This is a genomic window from Pseudaquabacterium pictum, from assembly GCF_005403045.1.
In the GTDB taxonomy this organism is placed as follows: domain Bacteria; phylum Pseudomonadota; class Gammaproteobacteria; order Burkholderiales; family Burkholderiaceae_C; genus Pseudaquabacterium; species Pseudaquabacterium pictum.
Genome location: NZ_BJCL01000003.1, coordinates 241245 through 258707, shown reverse-complemented (window position 1 = coordinate 258707; position 17463 = coordinate 241245). Strand labels below are relative to the sequence as shown.

20 protein-coding genes and 1 tRNA gene are annotated in these 17463 nt (G+C 72.7%); 19 read left to right on the top strand and 2 right to left on the bottom strand.

The genetic code is table 11. The features are described 5' to 3' along the window. The first annotated feature begins 14 nt into the window (after nt 1-14). From FFT10_RS08115 to FFT10_RS08025, 19 genes are all read left to right on the top strand, one after another. Nucleotides 15-308 carry a hypothetical protein gene (locus FFT10_RS08115; RefSeq protein WP_137732291.1) on the top strand — a complete coding sequence of 98 codons (294 nt, stop codon included), beginning with the start codon at nt 15-17 and terminating at the stop codon, nt 306-308. A gap of 21 nt (nt 309-329) precedes the next feature. Continuing rightward, nucleotides 330-1061 carry a Ni/Fe-hydrogenase, b-type cytochrome subunit gene (gene cybH, locus FFT10_RS08110; protein ID WP_137732290.1) on the top strand — a complete coding sequence of 244 codons (732 nt, stop codon included), beginning with the start codon at nt 330-332 and terminating at the stop codon, nt 1059-1061. 5 nt (nt 1062-1066) lie between these two features. After that, nucleotides 1067-1687: a HyaD/HybD family hydrogenase maturation endopeptidase gene (locus FFT10_RS08105; protein WP_137732289.1), complete on the top strand. Its 621-nt coding sequence runs from the start codon at nt 1067-1069 to the stop codon at nt 1685-1687. Nucleotides 1688-1692: 5 nt separating this feature from the next. Continuing rightward, nucleotides 1693-2034 carry a HypC/HybG/HupF family hydrogenase formation chaperone gene (locus tag FFT10_RS08100; protein WP_137732288.1) on the top strand — a complete coding sequence of 114 codons (342 nt, stop codon included), beginning with the start codon at nt 1693-1695 and terminating at the stop codon, nt 2032-2034. Beyond that, nucleotides 2034-2558, top strand: a complete 525-nt coding sequence (locus FFT10_RS08095; protein ID WP_228027006.1) for a thioredoxin domain-containing protein — start codon at nt 2034-2036, stop codon at nt 2556-2558. Before FFT10_RS08100 ends, FFT10_RS08095 begins: the two co-directional genes overlap by 1 nt. 10 nt (nt 2559-2568) lie before the next feature. Next, nucleotides 2569-3447, top strand: coding sequence for a hydrogenase expression/formation protein (locus FFT10_RS08090; RefSeq protein ID WP_137732287.1), 879 nt, complete (start codon nt 2569-2571; stop codon nt 3445-3447). After that, nucleotides 3444-3668 (top strand): rubredoxin, encoded by a 225-nt coding sequence (locus FFT10_RS08085; RefSeq protein WP_137732286.1) that lies wholly within the window; start codon nt 3444-3446, stop codon nt 3666-3668. The genes FFT10_RS08090 and FFT10_RS08085 overlap by 4 nt, the downstream gene beginning before the upstream one ends. Then, nucleotides 3665-4264 carry a [NiFe]-hydrogenase assembly chaperone HybE gene (gene hybE, locus FFT10_RS08080; protein WP_137732285.1) on the top strand — a complete coding sequence of 200 codons (600 nt, stop codon included), beginning with the start codon at nt 3665-3667 and terminating at the stop codon, nt 4262-4264. The genes FFT10_RS08085 and hybE overlap by 4 nt, the downstream gene beginning before the upstream one ends. Further along, nucleotides 4261-5424, top strand: coding sequence for a hypothetical protein (locus tag FFT10_RS08075; protein ID WP_137732284.1), 1164 nt, complete (start codon nt 4261-4263; stop codon nt 5422-5424). The genes hybE and FFT10_RS08075 overlap by 4 nt, the downstream gene beginning before the upstream one ends. Next, nucleotides 5417-5764, top strand: a complete 348-nt coding sequence (locus FFT10_RS08070; RefSeq protein ID WP_137732283.1) for a hydrogenase maturation nickel metallochaperone HypA/HybF — start codon at nt 5417-5419, stop codon at nt 5762-5764. The genes FFT10_RS08075 and FFT10_RS08070 overlap by 8 nt, the downstream gene beginning before the upstream one ends. 33 nt (nt 5765-5797) lie before the next feature. Then, nucleotides 5798-6697, top strand: a complete 900-nt coding sequence (gene hypB / locus FFT10_RS08065) for a hydrogenase nickel incorporation protein HypB (protein WP_137732282.1) — start codon at nt 5798-5800, stop codon at nt 6695-6697. Continuing rightward, on the top strand, nt 6690-7913 hold the full coding sequence (locus FFT10_RS08060; RefSeq protein ID WP_137732281.1) for a Kae1-like domain-containing protein: 1224 nt from the start codon (nt 6690-6692) through the stop codon (nt 7911-7913). The genes hypB and FFT10_RS08060 overlap by 8 nt, the downstream gene beginning before the upstream one ends. Then, nucleotides 7886-8152: a HypC/HybG/HupF family hydrogenase formation chaperone gene (locus tag FFT10_RS08055; protein ID WP_137732280.1), complete on the top strand. Its 267-nt coding sequence runs from the start codon at nt 7886-7888 to the stop codon at nt 8150-8152. The genes FFT10_RS08060 and FFT10_RS08055 overlap by 28 nt, the downstream gene beginning before the upstream one ends. Continuing rightward, complete coding sequence (gene hypD / locus FFT10_RS08050; protein WP_137732577.1) at nt 8149-9309, top strand: hydrogenase formation protein HypD; 1161 nt, start codon at nt 8149-8151, stop codon at nt 9307-9309. Before FFT10_RS08055 ends, hypD begins: the two co-directional genes overlap by 4 nt. Then, entirely contained in the window at nt 9306-10361 is a 1056-nt protein-coding gene (gene hypE, locus FFT10_RS08045; protein WP_137732279.1) for a hydrogenase expression/formation protein HypE, read from the top strand. Before hypD ends, hypE begins: the two co-directional genes overlap by 4 nt. Before the next feature lie 56 nt (nt 10362-10417). Further along, nucleotides 10418-11875, top strand: a complete 1458-nt coding sequence (locus FFT10_RS08040; RefSeq protein ID WP_137732278.1) for a sigma-54-dependent transcriptional regulator — start codon at nt 10418-10420, stop codon at nt 11873-11875. An 8-nt stretch (nt 11876-11883) separates the two neighbouring features. Then, the gene (locus tag FFT10_RS08035; RefSeq protein WP_174246090.1) at nt 11884-12927 is read left to right on the top strand and encodes an NADH-quinone oxidoreductase subunit B family protein; all 1044 of its coding nucleotides are present in this window, start codon (nt 11884-11886) and stop codon (nt 12925-12927) included. Between the two features lie 10 nt (nt 12928-12937). Next, entirely contained in the window at nt 12938-14428 is a 1491-nt protein-coding gene (locus tag FFT10_RS08030) for a nickel-dependent hydrogenase large subunit (RefSeq protein ID WP_137732277.1), read from the top strand. A gap of 138 nt (nt 14429-14566) precedes the next feature. Continuing rightward, nucleotides 14567-15964 (top strand): sensor histidine kinase, encoded by a 1398-nt coding sequence (locus FFT10_RS08025; protein WP_137732276.1) that lies wholly within the window; start codon nt 14567-14569, stop codon nt 15962-15964. A gap of 24 nt (nt 15965-15988) precedes the next feature. Here the strand turns inward: FFT10_RS08025 and FFT10_RS08020 are convergent. Beyond that, nucleotides 15989-16081 (bottom strand) — tRNA-Ser (locus FFT10_RS08020). Nucleotides 16082-16152: 71 nt separating this feature from the next. Further along, complete coding sequence (locus tag FFT10_RS08015; protein ID WP_137732275.1) at nt 16153-17427, bottom strand: aspartate kinase; 1275 nt, start codon at nt 17425-17427, stop codon at nt 16153-16155. Nucleotides 17428-17463: the final 36 nt, after the last annotated feature.

Sequence of the window (17463 nt, the reverse complement as noted above, 5' to 3'; positions counted from 1 at the left end):
CGAGGAGACCGACGATGACATGCTTTCCCACGACCGCACGGCGGGTGCTGGCCGCTGGCCTGGCCCTGCTGGCCACCACCGCCGCCCGCGCCCATGACGGCCACGGCAGCCACGACAGCCTGGGCGTGCTGGCCACGCTGGCCCATCCGCTGGACCTGCGCGAACTGCTCACCTTGTTGCTGCTGGTCTGCGTGGCCGGCCGCGTGTTCACCCTGGGCGCGTTCCGGGCCCGCAGCCCGCTGGCACTGGCCCTGGTGGCCGGCGCGGCGGTCTCAGCCACCGGCCTGGCCGTGCTGGCCCGCGGCTGAGCACCCACCGCGGAGCCCGCCATGGCCATCCAGTCCCAGACCTACGGCGCCGAGGCGCCCGATGCCGACAGCCGCGAATTCGCCAGCGCCAGTGCGCTGAAGACGGTCTATGTGTACGAGGCGCCGGTGCGCATCTGGCACTGGATCAACGCGCTGGCCATCACCGTGCTGTGCATCACCGGCTACTTCATCGCCAGCCCGCTGCCCACCCAGCCGGGCGAGGCCAGCGCCAACTTCCTGATGGGCTACATCCGCTTTGCCCACTTCGCCGCCGGGCAGGTGATGGCGGTGGGCCTGCTGGCGCGCGCCTGGTGGGCGGTGGTGGGCAACCACCATGCCCGCGAGCTGTTCTGGGTGCCGCTGTTCAGCGCCGCCTACTGGCGCGACATCGGCGTGATGCTGAAGTGGTATGCCTTCCTCACGCCGCGGCCCGGCCGCTTCGTCGGCCACAACCCGCTGGCCCGCTTCGCGATGGTGTTCGGCTTCCTGGTGCTGGCGGTGTTCATGGTGGTCACCGGCCTGGCGCTGTATGGCGAGGGCGCGCAGGCCGGCTCCTGGGCCGACCGGCTGTTCGGCTGGGTGATCCCGCTGATGGGCCAGAGCCAGGACGTGCACACCTGGCACCACCTGGGCATGTGGGGGCTGGTGATCTTCGCGGTGCTGCACATCTACGCCGCGGTGCGCGAGGACATCATGGGCCGCACCAGCCTGATCAGCACCATGGTCTCTGGCCATCGGACCTTCAAGGACTGACCCCCATGGATGCCCCGACCATCACCATCCTCGGCATCGGCAATGTGCTGTGGGCCGACGAAGGCTTCGGCGTGCGCTGCATCGAGGCGCTGCAGCAGCGCTACGAGTTCGCGCCGCAGGTGCAGTTGATCGACGGTGGCACCCAGGGCCTGTACCTGGTCCAGCATGTGCAGCAGGCCCACAGCCTGCTGATCTTCGACGCCATCGACTACGGGCTGGCGCCCGGCACGCTGCGCCTGATCGAGGACGACGACGTGCCGCGCTTCATGGGCGCCAAGAAGATGAGCCTGCACCAGACCGGCTTCCAGGAGGTGCTGATGCTGGCCCAGCTGACCGAGCAGTACCCGCAGCGGGTGCTGCTGGTCGGCTGCCAGCCCGAGCAGCTGGACGACTACGGCGGCAGCCTGCGGCCGGTGGTGCGCCAGGCGATGGAGGATGCGCTGGCGCTGGGCGTGGACGCGCTGCGCCGCTGGGGCGCGCAGCCGGTGGCCCGGCGCACACCGCTGGGCCCGCAGGAGTCGGTCACCTTCGCGCCGCTGGCCCTGCCGCTGTACGAGGGCCAGCGCCCGCCGGAAGACGCGGCCTGCCGCGTCGGCGATGCACGGTTCTTTCCCACTGCGGCCTAGCGTCCATGTGCATCGGCATTCCTCTGCAGGTGCTGGCCCTGTCGCCAGGCCACGCGCTGTGCGACGACGCCGGCACGCCGCGCCAGGTTCGCACCACGCTGCTGGGCGACGGCATCACGCCGGGCGACTGGCTGCTGGTGTTCCTCGACAACGCCATCGAGCGCCTCAGCCCGGCGCGTGCCGCCGAGATCCGCCACACCCTGGCGCTGCTGGCCGGCGCCATGGCGGGCCGGCAGCTGGATTCATCCGGTGACGCCGGCTTCGACCTGCCCTCGCGCTGGACCACCGCGCAGCTGCATGCGCTGTCCGGCCAGCCTGTTTCCGCATCCACGCCTGAGGCGCCTTGATGACCACCATGCTCCCCGACACCGGCAGCAGCACCCTGCTGCACCTGCCTGTGCAGGCACCCGCCGGCCGCGCCGCGGCTGCCTCCGAACCGCATGCGCCGCAGGTGCAGCGCCTGGCCAGCCATGCCGGCGCCAGCTGGGTGGATGCCACCAGCGTGCAGGCCTGGGCCGCCGCCGGCGGCCACCGGGTGCTGCTGCTGGCCGGCGATGCCGTGCGCTTCCCCGAAGGCCAGGACGTGGCCGCCGTGCTGCCCGAGCTGCAGCGCTGCGCCGGCACGCCGTTCGCGCTGGGCATCGTGCCGGCCGACCAGGAAGACGCCGTCGCCCGCCGCTACGGCGTGCAGCGCTGGCCATCGCTGGTGGCGCTGTGCGACGGCGCCTACCTCGGCACCCTCAGCGGCATGCATGACTGGCAGCCCTTCCTGGCCCAGTTGCAGGCCCTGCTGGCCCTGCCGGCCAGCCGGGTGCCGGGCATCGGCATTCCGCTGGTCAGCGCCGGCGCCGCCTCGGCCTGCCAGGCCTGAGGAGATGGCGATGAAGGAGTTTCCGATCCCCGTGGTGGCCGCCCTGGTCGGCCCCGGCAGCCAGGCCGAGGACGAGACGCTGGACTACCTGCCCATGCCCGGCGGCATGGCCACCTTCCAGCCGCCGCTGCTGCCCGAGCCCGAGGCCGCCGCGCCCTGCCACCAGGGCCGGCAGGTGCTGCACCAGGCGCTGGCCGCGCTGGCCGCCGTGCAGGCTGAAGGCGGCCGCCGGAGCGTGCCGCTGGACGGCCTGCCCGCGGCCGACCTGCGCCTGGTCAACCAGGTGCTGGGTGAAGGCGAGGTCAGCGCCGTGGTGCAGCCGGCCCAGCCCGGCGGCGCCAGCGTGCAGGTGCAGGAATCGGTGTTCGCCGGGCTGTGGCGGGTGATCACGTCAGCCGGCGGCGTGGTGCTGCACGACACGCTGGAGGTGGCCGCCATCCCCCAGGCGCTGCACGAGGCCGCGCTGGCCGATGCCGCCACCGCCACGCCGCCGCCGCGCTGGACCGGCGCCCTGCCACCCGAGGTGCAGAACGCCCCCGCCCTGCTGGCCGAGATCGACGACCAGCTGCCGCGCTGCGGCCCCGGCCAGCCGGCCCATGTGATCAACCTGACGCTGCTGCCGATGAGCCCGGCCGACATCGGCTTCCTCGACCACCACCTGGGCACCGGCCGGGTGCTGATCCTGTCGCGCGGTTATGGCAACTGCCGCATCAGCAACACGCTGCGCGCTCATGGCTGGCGGGTCGTGTACTACAACTCGCAGGACGTGGTGATCCTCAACACCGTCGAGCTGGTCGACCTGCCGGCCGTGGCCCAGGCCGCGCCGGAAGACATCGCCGATTCCCACGCGCGCCTGGCCGAGGTGCTGGCCTGGGTGGACGGATCGTGAACCCCACCGCCGGCTTCGAGGGCAGCTACCTGGGCCAGGCCGCCCGGCTGCCCGACCGCGCCCGGCTGGAATGCAAGATCTGCTGGTGGGTCTACGACCCCGACCTGGGCGATCCGCAGTGGCAGGTGCCGGCCGGCACGCCCTTCACCGCCCTGCCCGGCCACTGGCGCTGCCCGCAGTGCGACGGCGACGCCGCCCAGTTCATGGTGGTGACGGCATGAACACCCGCGTGGCCGTGCTGCAGGCGGTGTTCACCGAGATCGCCGAGACCCGCATGGCCGGCCTGCCGGTGTGCAACCCGCGGCTGGAGGTGGAGGCGCTGGGCTTCGAGCCGGTGCGCCAGGCCGACCTGCGGGCCAGCGGCCTGGCCGGGCCCGCGGCGGTGGCCGATGGCCGGCACTGGCTGCCGCCGCTGTGCCTGGGCGTGCTGGTCACGCCCTGGTTCATGAACCTGGTCTGCCTGCCGCTGCTGCGCGACGACCGCTGCCCGCCGACAGGCCAGGCCCGCCTGCTGCACATCGGCGGCCATGCCCTGCCCTTCCTCTCCAGCCACGAGCCCGATCTGGGCAGCTTTGGCTGCTGCTCGCTGTTCTCTCCGATGCAGGACTTCGCCAGCGCCGCCGCAGCACGCGCCACCGCGATGGCGGTGCTGGAGGCGCTGCGCCGGCCGGCGGCCGGGCTGCAGGACGGCGCGGTACCGCCGGCCGGTGTGCCAACGCTGGTGGTCCCGCAGCCGGCAGCCGTCCAGGCCGGCAGCCCGCCGTCGCGCCGGGGCTTCCTGTTCGGCCGCACCGCCAGCCCGGGGGCCACCGCATGAGCCTGGCCGGCCAGCTGCTGCTGCAGCCCGGCGCACCGCTGGGCCACAGCCTGGTCAGCACCCGGCCGGCGGGCCTGGCGCGCTGGCTGCGCGGCCAGCCGGCCGCGGCCTTGCCCGGGCTGTTGGCCGGCCTGTTCAGCCTGTGCGGCCCGGTGCACCACCTGGGCGCCACGCTGGCCCTGCGCAGCGCTGCCGGCGGCCAGGCCAGCCCGCCCGGCCTGGGCGACCGGCGCCGGCTGCAGTGGCACACCCTGTGCACCCACCTGCAGCACATCGCGCTGGACTGGCCCCGCGGGCTGCATGGCCGCAGCGGCCCGGCGCCGGGCACAACCGACCAGGGCCTGGCACTGCTGGCCGGCAGCCCGCTGCGCCTGCGCGCCGCCGACGCTGCCATCGACGACGCTGACGTGGCCGCAGCGGCCCGCTGGCTGGAAGCGCAGGTCTTCCGCCAGCCGCTGCCCGACTGGCTGGCGGCCTGGCGGCACGCGCCACAACCGGCGCTGCAAGCCTGGGCGCAGCGGCATGCCGGCAGCGGGCCGGTGGCCGCATGGCTGCTGGCGGCCGAACCCTCGGCCCGCCAGGCACTGCCGGCCATGCCCGCGCTGCGGGTGCATGCCGATGCCGCAGCGCTGCACGCGCTGGCTGCCGACCTGCCGGCCTGGGGCGCCACGCCGCAATGGCAGGGCCGCTGCGCCGAGACCGGCCCCGGCGCCCGGCTGGCCGACGGCGCGCAGGCGCTGCAGTGCCTCACCACACCGTGGCTGCGTCTGGGTGCCCGCCTGGCCGATCTGGCGCAGCTGGCCCTGCCCGACGATCCCGCCAACCACCTCGGCGCCCACCGCCTGTCGCTGGGCGCCGAGCCCGCCGGCCCGGACGCGGCCATCGCCTGGGTGGAGACCGGCCGCGGCCTGCTGCTGCAAGCGGTGCAGCTGGCGCCTGGCGCCGCCGGGCCGCTGGTGGCCGATGTGCGGGTGCTGGCGCCGACCGACTGGCATGCCCATCCGGCCGGTGGCTGGGCGCAGGCGCTGTCGCAGCTGGATGCCGATGCGCCGACAGCGGCCGTGCACGCGCTGGTCGCCGCGTACGATCCCTGCGTGCCCTGCCAGATCACCACCGCCGCCCCGGTCCGCCCTGCCACGACGGAGGCCGCCGATGCATGAGGCCAGCCTGGCCGGCGGCATCCTGCAGCTGGTGGAAGACGCCGCCCGCCGCGAGGGCTTCGTGCGGGTCACCCGGCTGCGGCTGGAGGCCGGCCAGCTGGCCGGCGTGGAACCACGCGCGCTGCGTTTCGCGCTGGAGGCCCTGGCCCCCGGCACCTGCCTGCAGGGCAGCACGCTGGAGATCGACGAGCCGCCGGGCCAGGCCTGGTGCCTGCCCTGCGGCACCACGGTGGCCATCGGCCAGCGTGGTGATGCCTGCCCGCTGTGCGGCGGCTGGCAACTGCAAGCCACCGGCGGCACCGCGTTGCGGGTGGTCGACATGACCGTGGAAGACACCTGAGCGCCGCCGGCGGCCCGGGACGAGGAGAACAGCATGTGCGTGGTGTGTGGATGTGGTGACGGACAAGCCGCGGTCGAATCGGCCAGCGCCTTGAGGATGGATCCGCAGCAGGGCGACCTGCACTTCGGCGCCGGTGCGGCGCGGGTGTCGGTGCCGGGGCTCAGCCAGGGCCGCACGCTGCAGATGGAGGCCGACATCCTGGGCCAGAACAACCGGGTGGCACGGCGCAACCGGGCGCATTTCCTGGCCCATGGCGTCACCGCACTGAACCTGGTCTCCAGCCCCGGCTCGGGCAAGACCACGCTGCTGTGCGCCACCATCGCCGCGCTGCGGCAGCGGGCGCCGCAGCTGCATGTGGCAGTGATCGAGGGCGACCAGCAGACCAGCTTCGATGCCGACCGCATCCGTGCCACCGGCGCGCCGGCCATCCAGGTCAACACCGGCCGCGGCTGCCACCTGGATGCGCCGATGGTGGCCGAAGCCTTCCACCGGCTGCACCACCATCACCACCACCACAACGACCATGGCCACGACCATGACGCGCGCAGCCTGCTGTTCATCGAGAACGTCGGCAACCTGGTCTGCCCCGCGCTGTGGGATCTGGGCGAGGCCGCCAAGGTGGCCATCCTGTCGGTGACCGAGGGCGAAGACAAGCCGCTGAAGTACCCCGACATGTTCGCCGCCGCCTCGCTGATGGTGCTGAACAAGACCGACCTGCTGCCGCACCTGCAGTTCGATGTGGCGCGCTGCATCGCGATGGCCCGGCGGGTGAACCCCGGCATCGCGGTGCTGCAGCTGTCGGCCACCACCGGCGAGGGGCTGGACGCCTGGCTGGACTGGCTGCTGGCCTGCCAGCCCGACGACCTGGACGCCGCCACGCCGCATGTGCATGGCCCGGGCTGTGGCCATCCCACGCACCACCACCATGGCTGATGCCACCATCGCCGCACCCGCGGTGCTGGCCCTGGGCGCCTGGCTGAAGAACACCGCCTGCCTGCTGCCGCTGCAGCCCGGCGCCGCCCCGCTCTGGAGCCCGCTGCACGGCGACCTGGGCGACCCGCGGGCCTGCGCCGATTTGCAGGCCTCGGTGCTGGCGCTGCAGGCCCGCGGCCACCGCGTGGTGGCGGTGGCGCATGACCTGCACCCGGACTTCTTCAGCACCCGGCTGGCCCGGCAGCTGGCCGCGGCGCTGGGCGTTGCGGCGGTGGGCGTGCAGCACCACCATGCCCACATCGCCGCGGTGCTGGCCGAGGCCGCGCTGCAGCAGCCCGACGCCGATGCCCGGCCGGTGCTGGGCCTGGCGCTGGACGGCTTCGGCCTGGGCCCGGCCGGCGAGGCCTGGGGCGGCGAGCTGCTGTGGCTGCACGGCGCGCGCTGGCAACACCTGGGCGGGCTGTGGCCGCTGGCCCTGCCCGGCGGCGATGCCGCGGCCCGCGAGCCCTGGCGCATGGCCGCCGCCGCGCTGCAGGCCCTGGGCCGCGCCGCGGAGATCGTGACGCGCCTGGGGCCGCTGGCCGGCGCGCTGAAGGCCGCCGGCGTGGCCCGGATGCTGCAGCAGGGCCTGCACTGCCCGCCCACCAGCAGTGCCGGCCGCTGGTTCGATGCCGCCGCGGCGGCGCTGGGCCTGCATGCCGGGCGCCAGGCCCATGAGGCCGAGGCCGCCATGGCGCTGGAGCAGGCCGCGCAGCGTGCGCTGGCCAGCCAGCCAGCCGATGCGCTGGCGCCGCCAGCGGGCATAGTCGCCGCCGACCGCCAGGGCCAGCTCGACATCCGGCCGCTGCTGGCGCGGCTGTTCGACCTGCCGGCCGAAGCCGATGCAGCCCAGCGGGATGCGGCCGCCGCCGGCTTCCACCTCGGCCTGGCCGATGGGCTGGCCGGCTGGGCCGCCGACGCCGCCGCTGCACATGGCACCACCACCGTGGCGCTGGGCGGCGGCTGCCTGGCCAACCGGGTGCTGACCACGCGCCTGGTGCAGCAGCTGCACACCCGCGGCCTGCAGGTGCTGCGGCCGCGCCAGTGGCCGGCCGGCGATGCCGGCCTGGCACTGGGCCAGGCCTGGGTGGCGGCGCAGCCGCTGCGCGCCGCCCCCACCTCCACCCCACCCGACCTGGAGACCACCGCATGTGCCTCGCCATCCCTGCGCGGGTGATCGCGCTCACCGGCCCGGACGAGGCCGTGGTCGACCTCGGCGGCATCCGCAAGACGGTGTCCATCGCCCTGGTGCCCGATGCCGCCATCGGCGAGTACGTCATCGTGCATGTGGGCCATGCCATCGGCCGCATCGATGCCGCCGAGGCCGCGCGCACGCTGGCGCTGTTTGGAGAACTGGCGGCCCAGGCCGCCTTGGCAGACACCAGCACCATGGAGACCACCACATGGGCCAGATGACCTACATCGACGAGTTCCGCGACGGCACGCTGGCACGCAAGATCGCCGACCGCCTGGCCGCCGAGGTGCAGCCCGGGCGGCGCTACAACTTCATGGAGTTCTGCGGCGGCCACACCCATGCCATCTCGCGCTACGGCATCGCCGAGCTGCTGCCACCGGCGGTGCGCATGATCCACGGCCCCGGCTGCCCGGTGTGCGTGCTGCCCATCGGCCGCATCGACCTGGCCATCCAGCTGGCGCTGCAGCATGGCGCCATCGTCTGCACCTATGGCGACACCATGCGCGTGCCGGCCAGCCACGGCCTGTCGCTGACCAAGGCCAAGGCCCGCGGCGGCGACATCCGCATGGTCTATGCCGCCACCGATGCGCTGCGCATCGCCCGCGAGAACCCCGACCGCGAGGTGGTGTTCTTCGCCATCGGCTTCGAGACCACCACGCCGCCCACCGCGGTGGCGCTGCGCGACGCCGAGCGCGCGGGCCTCACCAACTTCAGCGTGCTGTGCTGCCATGTGCTGACGCCGGCCGCCATCACCCACATCCTGGCCAGCGCCGATGCGTCGGAGGGCAGCGCGGCCCCGCTCGACGGCTTCGTTGGCCCGGCGCATGTCAGCATCGTCATCGGCTCGGCGCCCTACGAGCCGTTCGCCCGTGCCTGGCGCCAGCCGGTGGTCATCGCCGGCTTCGAGCCGCTGGACGTGATGCAGGCCATCCTGATGCTGGTGCGCCAGGTCAACGACGGCCGCGCCGAGGTGGAGAACGAGTTCACCCGTGCCGTCAGCCGGGACGGCAACCGCACCGCCCAGGCGCTGGTGGACGATGTCTTCATGCCGCGCGACAGTTTCGAGTGGCGCGGCCTGGGCGAGGTGCCGCACAGTGCGCTGCAGATCCGCCCCGGCTTCGCCGCCTTCGATGCGGAGCGGAAGTTCCCGCTGACCTACACGCCGGTGGCCGACAACAAGGCCTGCGAGTGCGGTCCCATCCTGCGCGGCGTGAAGCAGCCGACCGACTGCAAGATCTTCGGCACGGTGTGCACGCCGGAGAACCCGGTGGGCGCCTGCATGGTGTCGTCCGAAGGCGCCTGCGCGGCGCACTATGCCTACGGGCGGTTCCGGGACATTCCGATCCGGGTCGAAGCGGCTGCAGGAGCGGCGGCATGAGCACCCGGCCGGACTACGTGCGGCCGCTGGACATCAAGCATGGCCGCATCGACATGGGCCACGGTGCCGGTGGCCGCGCCGCTGCGCAACTGATCGACGAACTCTTCGCCCGCGCCTTTCACAACCGCTTCCTCGGCCAGGGCAACGACGGTGCCTGCCTGCCCGCGCCGCCGCCCGGCCACCGGCTGGTGCTGGCCACCGACGGGCATGTGGTCTCGCCGCTGTTCTTTCCAGGTGGCGATGTGGGCTGCCTCAGCGTGCACGGCACGGTCAACGATGTCGCCATGTGCGGCGCGGTGCCGCTGTACCTCACGGCCAGCTTCATCCTGGAGGAAGGCTTTCCGCTGGCCGACCTGCAGCGCATCGTCGCGTCGATGGCGGCGGCCGCGCGGGAGGCCGGTGTGCCCATCGTCACCGGCGACACCAAGGTGGTGGAGCAGGGCAAGGGCGATGGCGTGTTCATCTGCACCACCGGCCTGGGCGCGGTGCCGCCGGGGGTGGAAGTGAGCGGCGCCAATGCCCGGCCGGGCGATGTGCTGCTGCTGTCGGGCAGCATCGGCGAGCATGGCGTGGCGGTGCTGTCGCAGCGCGAAAGCCTGGGCTTCGAGACCAGCATCACCAGCGACACCGCCGCCCTGCACACCCTGGTGGCCGCGATGCTGCACAGCGCGCCCGGCGGCGTGCGGGTGCTGCGTGATCCCACCCGCGGCGGCCTGGCCACCACGCTCAACGAGATCGCCCGCCAGTCGGCCGTGGGCCTGCACCTGCAGGAGGCCGCCATCCCGGTGCTGCCCCAGGTGGATGCCGCCTGCGAGCTGCTGGGCCTGGACCCGCTGTACGTGGCCAACGAGGGCAAGCTGGTGGCCGTGGTGGCGCCCGAGGCGGCCGATGCCGTGCTGGCGGCGATGCAGGCCCATCCGCTGGGCCGCCAGGCCTGCCGCATCGGCATGGTGACCGACGACCCGCAGCACTTCGTGCAGATGGACACCCGCTTCGGCGGCCGCCGGGTGGTCGACTGGCTCAGTGGCGAGCAGCTGCCGCGCATCTGCTGACACGCCGCAGACGGTCTGCCGACCGCCCCACAAGCTGCCCCACAATCCCCCGCAGCATGCTCCCCAGCGCCGCCCACCCCGACCTTCCCACCGTGCTGGTGGTCGATGACGAGGTGCGCTCGCAGGACGCCATCCGCCGCACGCTGGACGAGGATTTCCACGTGCTCACCGCCAGCTCGGCCGATGCCGCCCGCAGCCTGCTGGAAAGCCAGCCGGTGGCGGTGATCCTGTGCGACCAGCGCATGCCCGGCACCAGCGGCGTGGTGTTCCTCAAGGAAGTGCGTGCGCGCTGGCCCGACACGGTGCGCATCGTCATCTCGGGCTACACCGACAGCGAGGACATCATCGCCGGCATCAACGACGCCGGCATCCACCAGTACATCCTCAAGCCCTGGGTGCCCGACCACCTGCTGGCCACGGTGCGTGACGCCGCCGAGGCCCAGGGCCTGCAGCGCGGCCTGGCGCGGCTGGACATCGCGCTGCGCACCGCCACGCCGGTGCTGCGCCAGCGCGCCGCCCAGCAGCTGGCCCAGGCCCGCAGCGCCTTCGACTTCGACCGCATCGAGCGTGCCCCTGGCAGCCCGCTGGATGCGGTGTGCGCCATGGCCGCGCGCCTGGCCCGGCATGAGCTGAGCGTGCTGGTGCTGGGCGAGAGCGGCAGCGGCAAGGAGCTGCTGGCCCGCGCCCTGCATTACGCCAGCCCGCGTGCCGGCGCCGCCTTCGTGGTGGAGAACTGCGCCGCCATGCCCGACACCCTGCTCGAGAGCGAGTTGTTCGGCCACAAGCGCGGCGCCTTCACCGGCGCCCATGACGACCACCCCGGCCTGTTCCAGCGCGCCCACGGCGGCACCATCTTCCTCGACGAGATCGGCGAGACCTCGCCGGCCTTCCAGGTGCGGCTGCTGCGGGTGCTGCAGGAGGGCGAGGTGCGGCCGGTGGGCGCCGCCCGCCCGGTGCCGGTGGATGTGCGGGTGATCGCCGCCACCCACCGCGACCTGGAGCAGCGGGTGCGCGACGGCCTGTTCCGCGAGGACCTGTACTACCGCCTGGCCACCGCCACCCTCACCGTGCCGCCGCTGCGCGAGCGGCCCGGCGACATCGCGCCCATTGCCCGCCGCCTGCTGCAGGACGTCGGCGCCGAGCTGGGCCGCCCTGGCCTGCAGCTGGCCGACGATGCACTGGCCTGCCTGATGGCCTACCCCTGGCCGGGCAATGTGCGCGAGCTGCGCAACGAGATCGCCCGCGCCGTGGCCCTGGGCGATGGCGACACCATCGTGGCGGCCACGCTGTCCAGCCGGGTGCTGCAAGGCCAGGCCGGCCGCAGCCGCCTGGCGCCCACCCAGGGCCTGCCCACCACCGGCACGCTGGCCGAGCGGCTGGACGCGATCGAGGCGGTGGTGCTGCGCGAGACCCTGCTGCGCCACCGCTGGAACAAGACCCGTGCCGCGCAGGAGCTGGGCCTGTCCCGCGTGGGCCTGCGCGGCAAGCTGCAGCGCTTCGGGCTGGAAGGTTGAGCACCGCCATGGCCCTGCCCCGCGTCCTCCCCGGCGACGATCCCGCTGGCCCCGGCCTGAATGTGTTGTGGCTGCAGTCGGGCGGCTGCGGCGGCTGCAGCATGTCGCTGCTGTGCGCCGACAGCACCGATTTCCACGGCCAGCTGCGGGATGCCGGCATCCGCCTGCTGTGGCATCCCTCGCTGTCGCTGGAAAGCGGCGCCGAGGTGGTGGACCTGCTGGAGCGCCTGGCCCAGGGCCGGCTGCGGCTGGATGTGCTGTGCGTCGAGGGCGCGCTGCTGCGCGGCCCGCATGGCAGCGGCCGCTTCCATGTGATGGCCGGCACCGGCGTGCCGATGATCCACTGGGTGCAGCGCCTGGCCGCGCAGGCCCGGCAGGTGGTGGCCGTGGGCAGCTGCGCCGCCTGGGGCGGCATGACGGCCGCCGGCGACAACCCCACCGACGCCTGCGGCCTGCAGTGGGACGACGACCGCCCCGGCGGCCTGCTGGGCGAGGCCTTCCGCGCCGGCAGCGGCCTGCCGGTCATCAACGTGGCCGGCTGCCCCACCCACCCCGGCTGGGTGCTCGACACGCTGATGGCCCTGGCCGACGACAGCCTACACGCCGGCGACCTCGACAGCCTGGGCCGGCCGCGCTTCTATGCCGACCAGCTGGTGCACCACGGCTGCACCCGCAACGAGTTCTACGAGTTCAAGGCCAGCGCCGAGAAGCCCAGCGACCAGGGCTGCATGATGGAGCACATGGGCTGCAAGGGCACGCAGGCCCATGCCGACTGCAACACCCGGCTGTGGAACGGCGAAGGCAGCTGCACCCGCGGCGGCCATGCCTGCATCAGCTGCACCGAGCCCGGCTTCCAGGAGCCAGGCCACCCCTTCCACCAGACGCCCAAGCTCGCCGGCATCCCCATCGGCCTGCCCACCGACATGCCCAAGGCCTGGTTCGTGGCCCTGGCCTCGCTGTCGAAGTCGGCCACGCCGCGGCGGGTCAAGCTCAATGCCACGGCCGACCACCGCGTGGTGGCGCCGGTCGCCCGCAAGACCCGGCTGAAGTGAGCGCAGCGCGATGACACGGCTGATCGTCGGGCCCTTCAACCGGGTGGAGGGCGACCTGGAGGTGACGCTGGACATCAGCGGCGGCCAGGTGGCCAGCGCGCGCGTGACCGCGCCGATGTACCGCGGCTTCGAGACCATGCTGCAGGGCAAGGCACCGCACGATGCGCTGGTGATCGTGCCACGCATCTGCGGCATCTGCTCGGTCAGCCAGACGGTGGCCGCGGCCCGCGCACTCGCCAGCCTGGGCGGGATGGGCACCGCAGGCGGTGTGGCCATGCCGGCCAACGGCCAGCACCTGACCAACCTGGTGCTGGCCACCGAGAACCTGGCCGACCACCTGACCCACTTCTACCTGTTCTTCCTGCCCGACTTCACCCGTCCGGCCTACGCCGGCCGGCCCTGGCATGCGCAGGCGCAGCAGCGCTTCGCGCCGCACAGCGGCGAGCAGGTGCGCGCGGCCATCGCAGCGCGCCAGCGCTGGTTCACCCTGCTGGGCACGCTGGCCGGCCACTGGCCCCACACCCAGAGCCTCGAGCCCGGCGGCAGCGCCCGGCCGGTGGATGCCGCCGAGCGCACCCGGCTGCTGGCCAAGGTGCGCGAGTTCCGCGGCTTCCTGGAACGGCAGCTGTTCGGCCTGCCGCTGGAGCAGGTGGCCAGCTGGGACGACGAGGCCGCGATGCTGGCCTGGTGGGCGCAGCAGCCGCCGCTGGCCGGCAGCGATTTCGCGCTGTGGCTGGGCATCGCGCAGGATGCGCAGCTGCAGCACCTGGGCCGCGGACCGGGCCGCACGCTGAGCTTCGGCGCCTATCCGCAGCCCGGCGGCGGCCATGCGCTGGGCGCCGGCGTGTTCGATGTGGCCAGCGCCACGCTGCAGGCTGTCGACACCGAGGCCATCCGCGAAGACGCCACCCACAGCTGGCTGCAGCACGCCGGCGGCCCGCTGCACCCGCGCGAGGGCCGCACCCTGCCCGATGCCGACAAGCCCGGCGGCTACAGCTGGAACAAGGCGCCGCGCCTGGCCGGCCAGGTGGTGGAGACCGGCGCCATCGCCCGCCAGCTGGCCAGCGGCCAGCCGCTGGTGCGCGATGTGGTGGCGCGGCATGGCGCCACCGTCTACACCCGCGTGCTGGCCCGGCTGGTGGAACTGGCCCGTGTGGTGCCGATGATGGAAGCCTGGCTGCAGGCCCTGGCCATCGGCCAGCCCGACAGCGCCTGGTGCGTGCCGGTGCCGCTGCCCGACAGCGGCCAGGGCGTGGGTCTGGGCGAGGCCGCCCGCGGCGCGCTGGGCCACTGGGTGCGCCTGGAGCGCGGCCGCATCGCCAACTACCAGATCGTGGCGCCGACCAGCTGGAACTTCTCGCCCCGCGACGCCGCCGGCACGCCCGGCGCGCTGGAGCAGGCCCTGGTGGGCGCGCCGGTGGACGGCGCCGAGGCCACGCCGGTAGCGGTGCAGCACATCGTGCGCTCGTTCGACCCCTGCATGGTCTGCACCGTGCACTGATGGCCCACCCCCTACGCGCTTCGCGCGCCCCCTCAAGGGGGCAACGCCAGCGGCCCGGCGAAGCCGGTTCCGCGGCGTTCGCTTGGTTTGGCCTGTGGCCTGCCACCGAGGGCACGCACCACTGCACCCCGGACTGCCATGCCTGACGGTACCCTGCCCAGCCGCACGCCGGACCTGACTGCGCTGCTGCCCGGCGGCACGCTGGACGGCGTGGAGGAATCGACCTGGCTGGACGTGATCCAGAAGATGGACGAGGTGTACTCGCAGCTGGTGCGCGACGAGGTCGCCCTCGAGGAAAAGAACGCCGAGCTGGAGCAGTCGCACCAGTTCATCTTCAGCGTGCTGTCGGCGATGTCGGACGTGCTGCTGGTCTGCGATGCCCAGGGCCGCATCGTCGAGACCAATGCCGCGCTGTGCGAGCTGGTGGGCCGCGGCGAGGCCGACCTGCACGGCACCCATGTGGCCGACCTGGTGGTGCCGGGCAGCGCCGGCGCGGATCGCCTGCGCGAGCTGCTGGCCACGCCGGCGCTGCAGCGCAGCGGCACGGTGGTGGAGGTGGCACTGCGCGACGCCCAGGGCCAGCCGGTGCCGGTCGACCTGAACGGCACACCGCGCATGGACGCCCGCGGGCGCCGGGTCGGCCTGGTCTTCGTCGGCCGGCCGATGGCCGAGATCAAGCGCGCCTACCAGCAGCTGCACCAGGCCCACGAGGCGCTCAAGCGCACCCAGCAGCAGCTGCTGCATTCGGAGAAAATGGCCTCGCTGGGCCGGCTGGTGGCCGGCGTGGCCCATGAGCTGAACAACCCGATCAGCTTCGTGCTGGGCAATGTGCATGCGCTGCGCAAGTACACCGAGCGCCTGCGCGCCTACCTGGACGCCATCCACCAGGCCGCGCCGGCCGATGAACAGGCGAAGCTGCGCGCCCGCCTGCGCATCGACCACCTGCTCGACGACCTGCCCTCGCTGATGGAAGGCACGCTCGAAGGCGCACAGCGCACCGCGGACATCGTGCAGGGCCTCAAGCGCTTCTCGGCCATGGACCGCGGCGAGCGGGTGCGCACCGACCTCAACACCGTGGTCGAGCGTGCCATCCACTGGGTCAGCAAGGGCACGGCGCGGCACCTGCAGGTGCACTGGCAGCCCGGTGCGCCCTGCTGGGTGCTGGGCCAGGCCGGCCAGCTGCTGCAGGTGCTGATGAACCTGGTGCAGAACGGCTACGACGCGGCGCTGGCCGACAGCGCGGCCCAGCCGCAGGTGTGGATCGACATCCGCAGCGACAGTGGCACCGTGCGGCTGACCGTCAGCGACAACGGCAGCGGCATCCAGCCCGAGCACCTGTCCCAGGTGTTCGATCCGTTCTTCACCACCAAGCCGGTGGGCGCCGGCACCGGACTGGGCCTGTCGATCAGCTACGGCATCGTCGAACAGCACGGCGGCCGGCTGCAGGCGGCCAACCGGCCCGGTGGCGGCGCCACCTTCACGCTGGAGCTGCCCAGCGCCGGCGCGCCGCCGCAGAAAGAAGAAAACCCCAAGTGAATCAATCACTTGGGGTTTCAGGTTTGGCGGAGTCGGAGGGATTCGAACCCTCGATGGAGTTTTAAGCCCCATACTCCCTTAGCAGGGGAGCACCTTCGGCCACTCGGTCACGACTCCGGTGCAAGCCACACATTCTAGCCCAGCCCGCGCCGTGTTTTGGCGCCGCTGGGCAGGAAATCAATGCCAGTTCAGGCCACCGTCTCCGGCGCGTCCAGGCCGAAAGCCTTGTGCAGTGCACGCACGGCCAGCTCCATGTACTTCTCGTCCAGCACCACCGAGGTCTTGATCTCGCTGGTGGTGATCATCTGGATGTTGATGCCTTCCTCGGCCAGCGTGCGGAACATGGTGCTGGCCACGCCCACATGGCTCTTCATGCCGATGCCCACGATCGACACCTTGCAAATGCGGTTGTCGGCGGTGAACTGGGCGGCGCCGGTGGCCGGCAGCACGGTGTTCTTCAGCAGGTCGTTCGTGCGTTGGAAATCATTGCGGTGCACGGTGAAGCTGAAGTCGGTGCGGCCGTCGTGCGACACGTTCTGCACGATCACGTCCACGTCGATGTTGGCCGCCGCGACCGCGCCCAGGATCTGGTAGGCGATGCCGGGCTTGTCGGGCACGCCGACCACGGTGAACTTGGCCTCGTCGCGGTTGAACGCGATGCCTGAGACGACCGCTTGTTCCATTTTTTCGTCTTCCTCGAAGGTGATCAGGGTGCCGGAGACGGCTTCCTCGTCGATGTTGATGTCCCAGGGCGTGAAGCTGGACAGCACACGCAGCGGCACCCGGTACTTGCCGGCAAATTCGACCGAGCGGATCTGCAGCACCTTGCTGCCGAGGCTGGCCATCTCCAGCATTTCCTCGAAGCTGATGGTGTGCATGCGCCGGGCCTCGGGCACCACCCGTGGGTCGGTGGTGTAGACGCCGTCGACATCGGTGTAGATCAGGCATTCGTCGGCCTTCATCGCGGCGGCCACGGCCACGGCCGAGGTGTCGCTGCCGCCGCGGCCCAGCGTGGTGACGTTGCCGTCGCCGTCGATGCCCTGGAAGCCGGTGATGATCACCACCTTGCCGGCGGCCAGGTCGGCGCGCACCTTGGCGTCGTCGATCGCCTCGATGCGGGCCTTGGTGTAGGTGCTGTCGGTCTGGATCGGCACCTGCCAGCCGCCATAGCTGACCGCCGGCTGGCCTTCGGCCTGCAGCGCCAGGGCCAGCAGGCCCACGCTGACCTGCTCGCCGGTGGCGGCGATGGCATCGAGCTCACGCATCGCGGCCGCGTCCAGCTGAGCCGGCTGCAGTTCCTTGGCCAGGCCCAGCAGGCGGTTGGTCTCGCCGCTCATCGCGGAGGGGACGACCACCATCTGGTGGCCGGCACGGGCCCATTTGGCCACGCGCTTGGCGACGTTGCGGATGCGCTCGGGCGAGCCCATCGACGTGCCGCCGTACTTGTGAACGATCAATGCCATGGTTGGAGGAAGTGCGGGACTTCGTGCGGGGCTCCA

Bases quoted from the DNA above. Each gene is read 5' to 3' on its own strand.
- FFT10_RS08115 (WP_137732291.1), top strand. From the start codon at position 15: ATGACATGCTTTCCCACGACCGCACGGCGGGTGCTGGCCGCTGGCCTG.
- cybH (WP_137732290.1), top strand. From the start codon at position 330: ATGGCCATCCAGTCCCAGACCTACGGCGCCGAGGCGCCCGATGCCGAC.
- FFT10_RS08105 (WP_137732289.1), top strand. From the start codon at position 1,067: ATGGATGCCCCGACCATCACCATCCTCGGCATCGGCAATGTGCTGTGG.
- FFT10_RS08100 (WP_137732288.1), top strand. From the start codon at position 1,693: ATGTGCATCGGCATTCCTCTGCAGGTGCTGGCCCTGTCGCCAGGCCAC.
- FFT10_RS08095 (WP_228027006.1), top strand. From the start codon at position 2,034: ATGACCACCATGCTCCCCGACACCGGCAGCAGCACCCTGCTGCACCTG.
- FFT10_RS08090 (WP_137732287.1), top strand. From the start codon at position 2,569: ATGAAGGAGTTTCCGATCCCCGTGGTGGCCGCCCTGGTCGGCCCCGGC.
- hybE (WP_137732285.1), top strand. From the start codon at position 3,665: ATGAACACCCGCGTGGCCGTGCTGCAGGCGGTGTTCACCGAGATCGCC.
- FFT10_RS08075 (WP_137732284.1), top strand. From the start codon at position 4,261: ATGAGCCTGGCCGGCCAGCTGCTGCTGCAGCCCGGCGCACCGCTGGGC.
- FFT10_RS08070 (WP_137732283.1), top strand. From the start codon at position 5,417: ATGCATGAGGCCAGCCTGGCCGGCGGCATCCTGCAGCTGGTGGAAGAC.
- hypB (WP_137732282.1), top strand. From the start codon at position 5,798: ATGTGCGTGGTGTGTGGATGTGGTGACGGACAAGCCGCGGTCGAATCG.
- FFT10_RS08060 (WP_137732281.1), top strand. From the start codon at position 6,690: ATGGCTGATGCCACCATCGCCGCACCCGCGGTGCTGGCCCTGGGCGCC.
- FFT10_RS08055 (WP_137732280.1), top strand. From the start codon at position 7,886: ATGTGCCTCGCCATCCCTGCGCGGGTGATCGCGCTCACCGGCCCGGAC.
- hypD (WP_137732577.1), top strand. From the start codon at position 8,149: ATGACCTACATCGACGAGTTCCGCGACGGCACGCTGGCACGCAAGATC.
- hypE (WP_137732279.1), top strand. From the start codon at position 9,306: ATGAGCACCCGGCCGGACTACGTGCGGCCGCTGGACATCAAGCATGGC.
- FFT10_RS08040 (WP_137732278.1), top strand. From the start codon at position 10,418: ATGCTCCCCAGCGCCGCCCACCCCGACCTTCCCACCGTGCTGGTGGTC.
- FFT10_RS08035 (WP_174246090.1), top strand. From the start codon at position 11,884: ATGGCCCTGCCCCGCGTCCTCCCCGGCGACGATCCCGCTGGCCCCGGC.
- FFT10_RS08030 (WP_137732277.1), top strand. From the start codon at position 12,938: ATGACACGGCTGATCGTCGGGCCCTTCAACCGGGTGGAGGGCGACCTG.
- FFT10_RS08025 (WP_137732276.1), top strand. From the start codon at position 14,567: ATGCCTGACGGTACCCTGCCCAGCCGCACGCCGGACCTGACTGCGCTG.
- FFT10_RS08015 (WP_137732275.1), bottom strand. From the start codon at position 17,427: ATGGCATTGATCGTTCACAAGTACGGCGGCACGTCGATGGGCTCGCCC.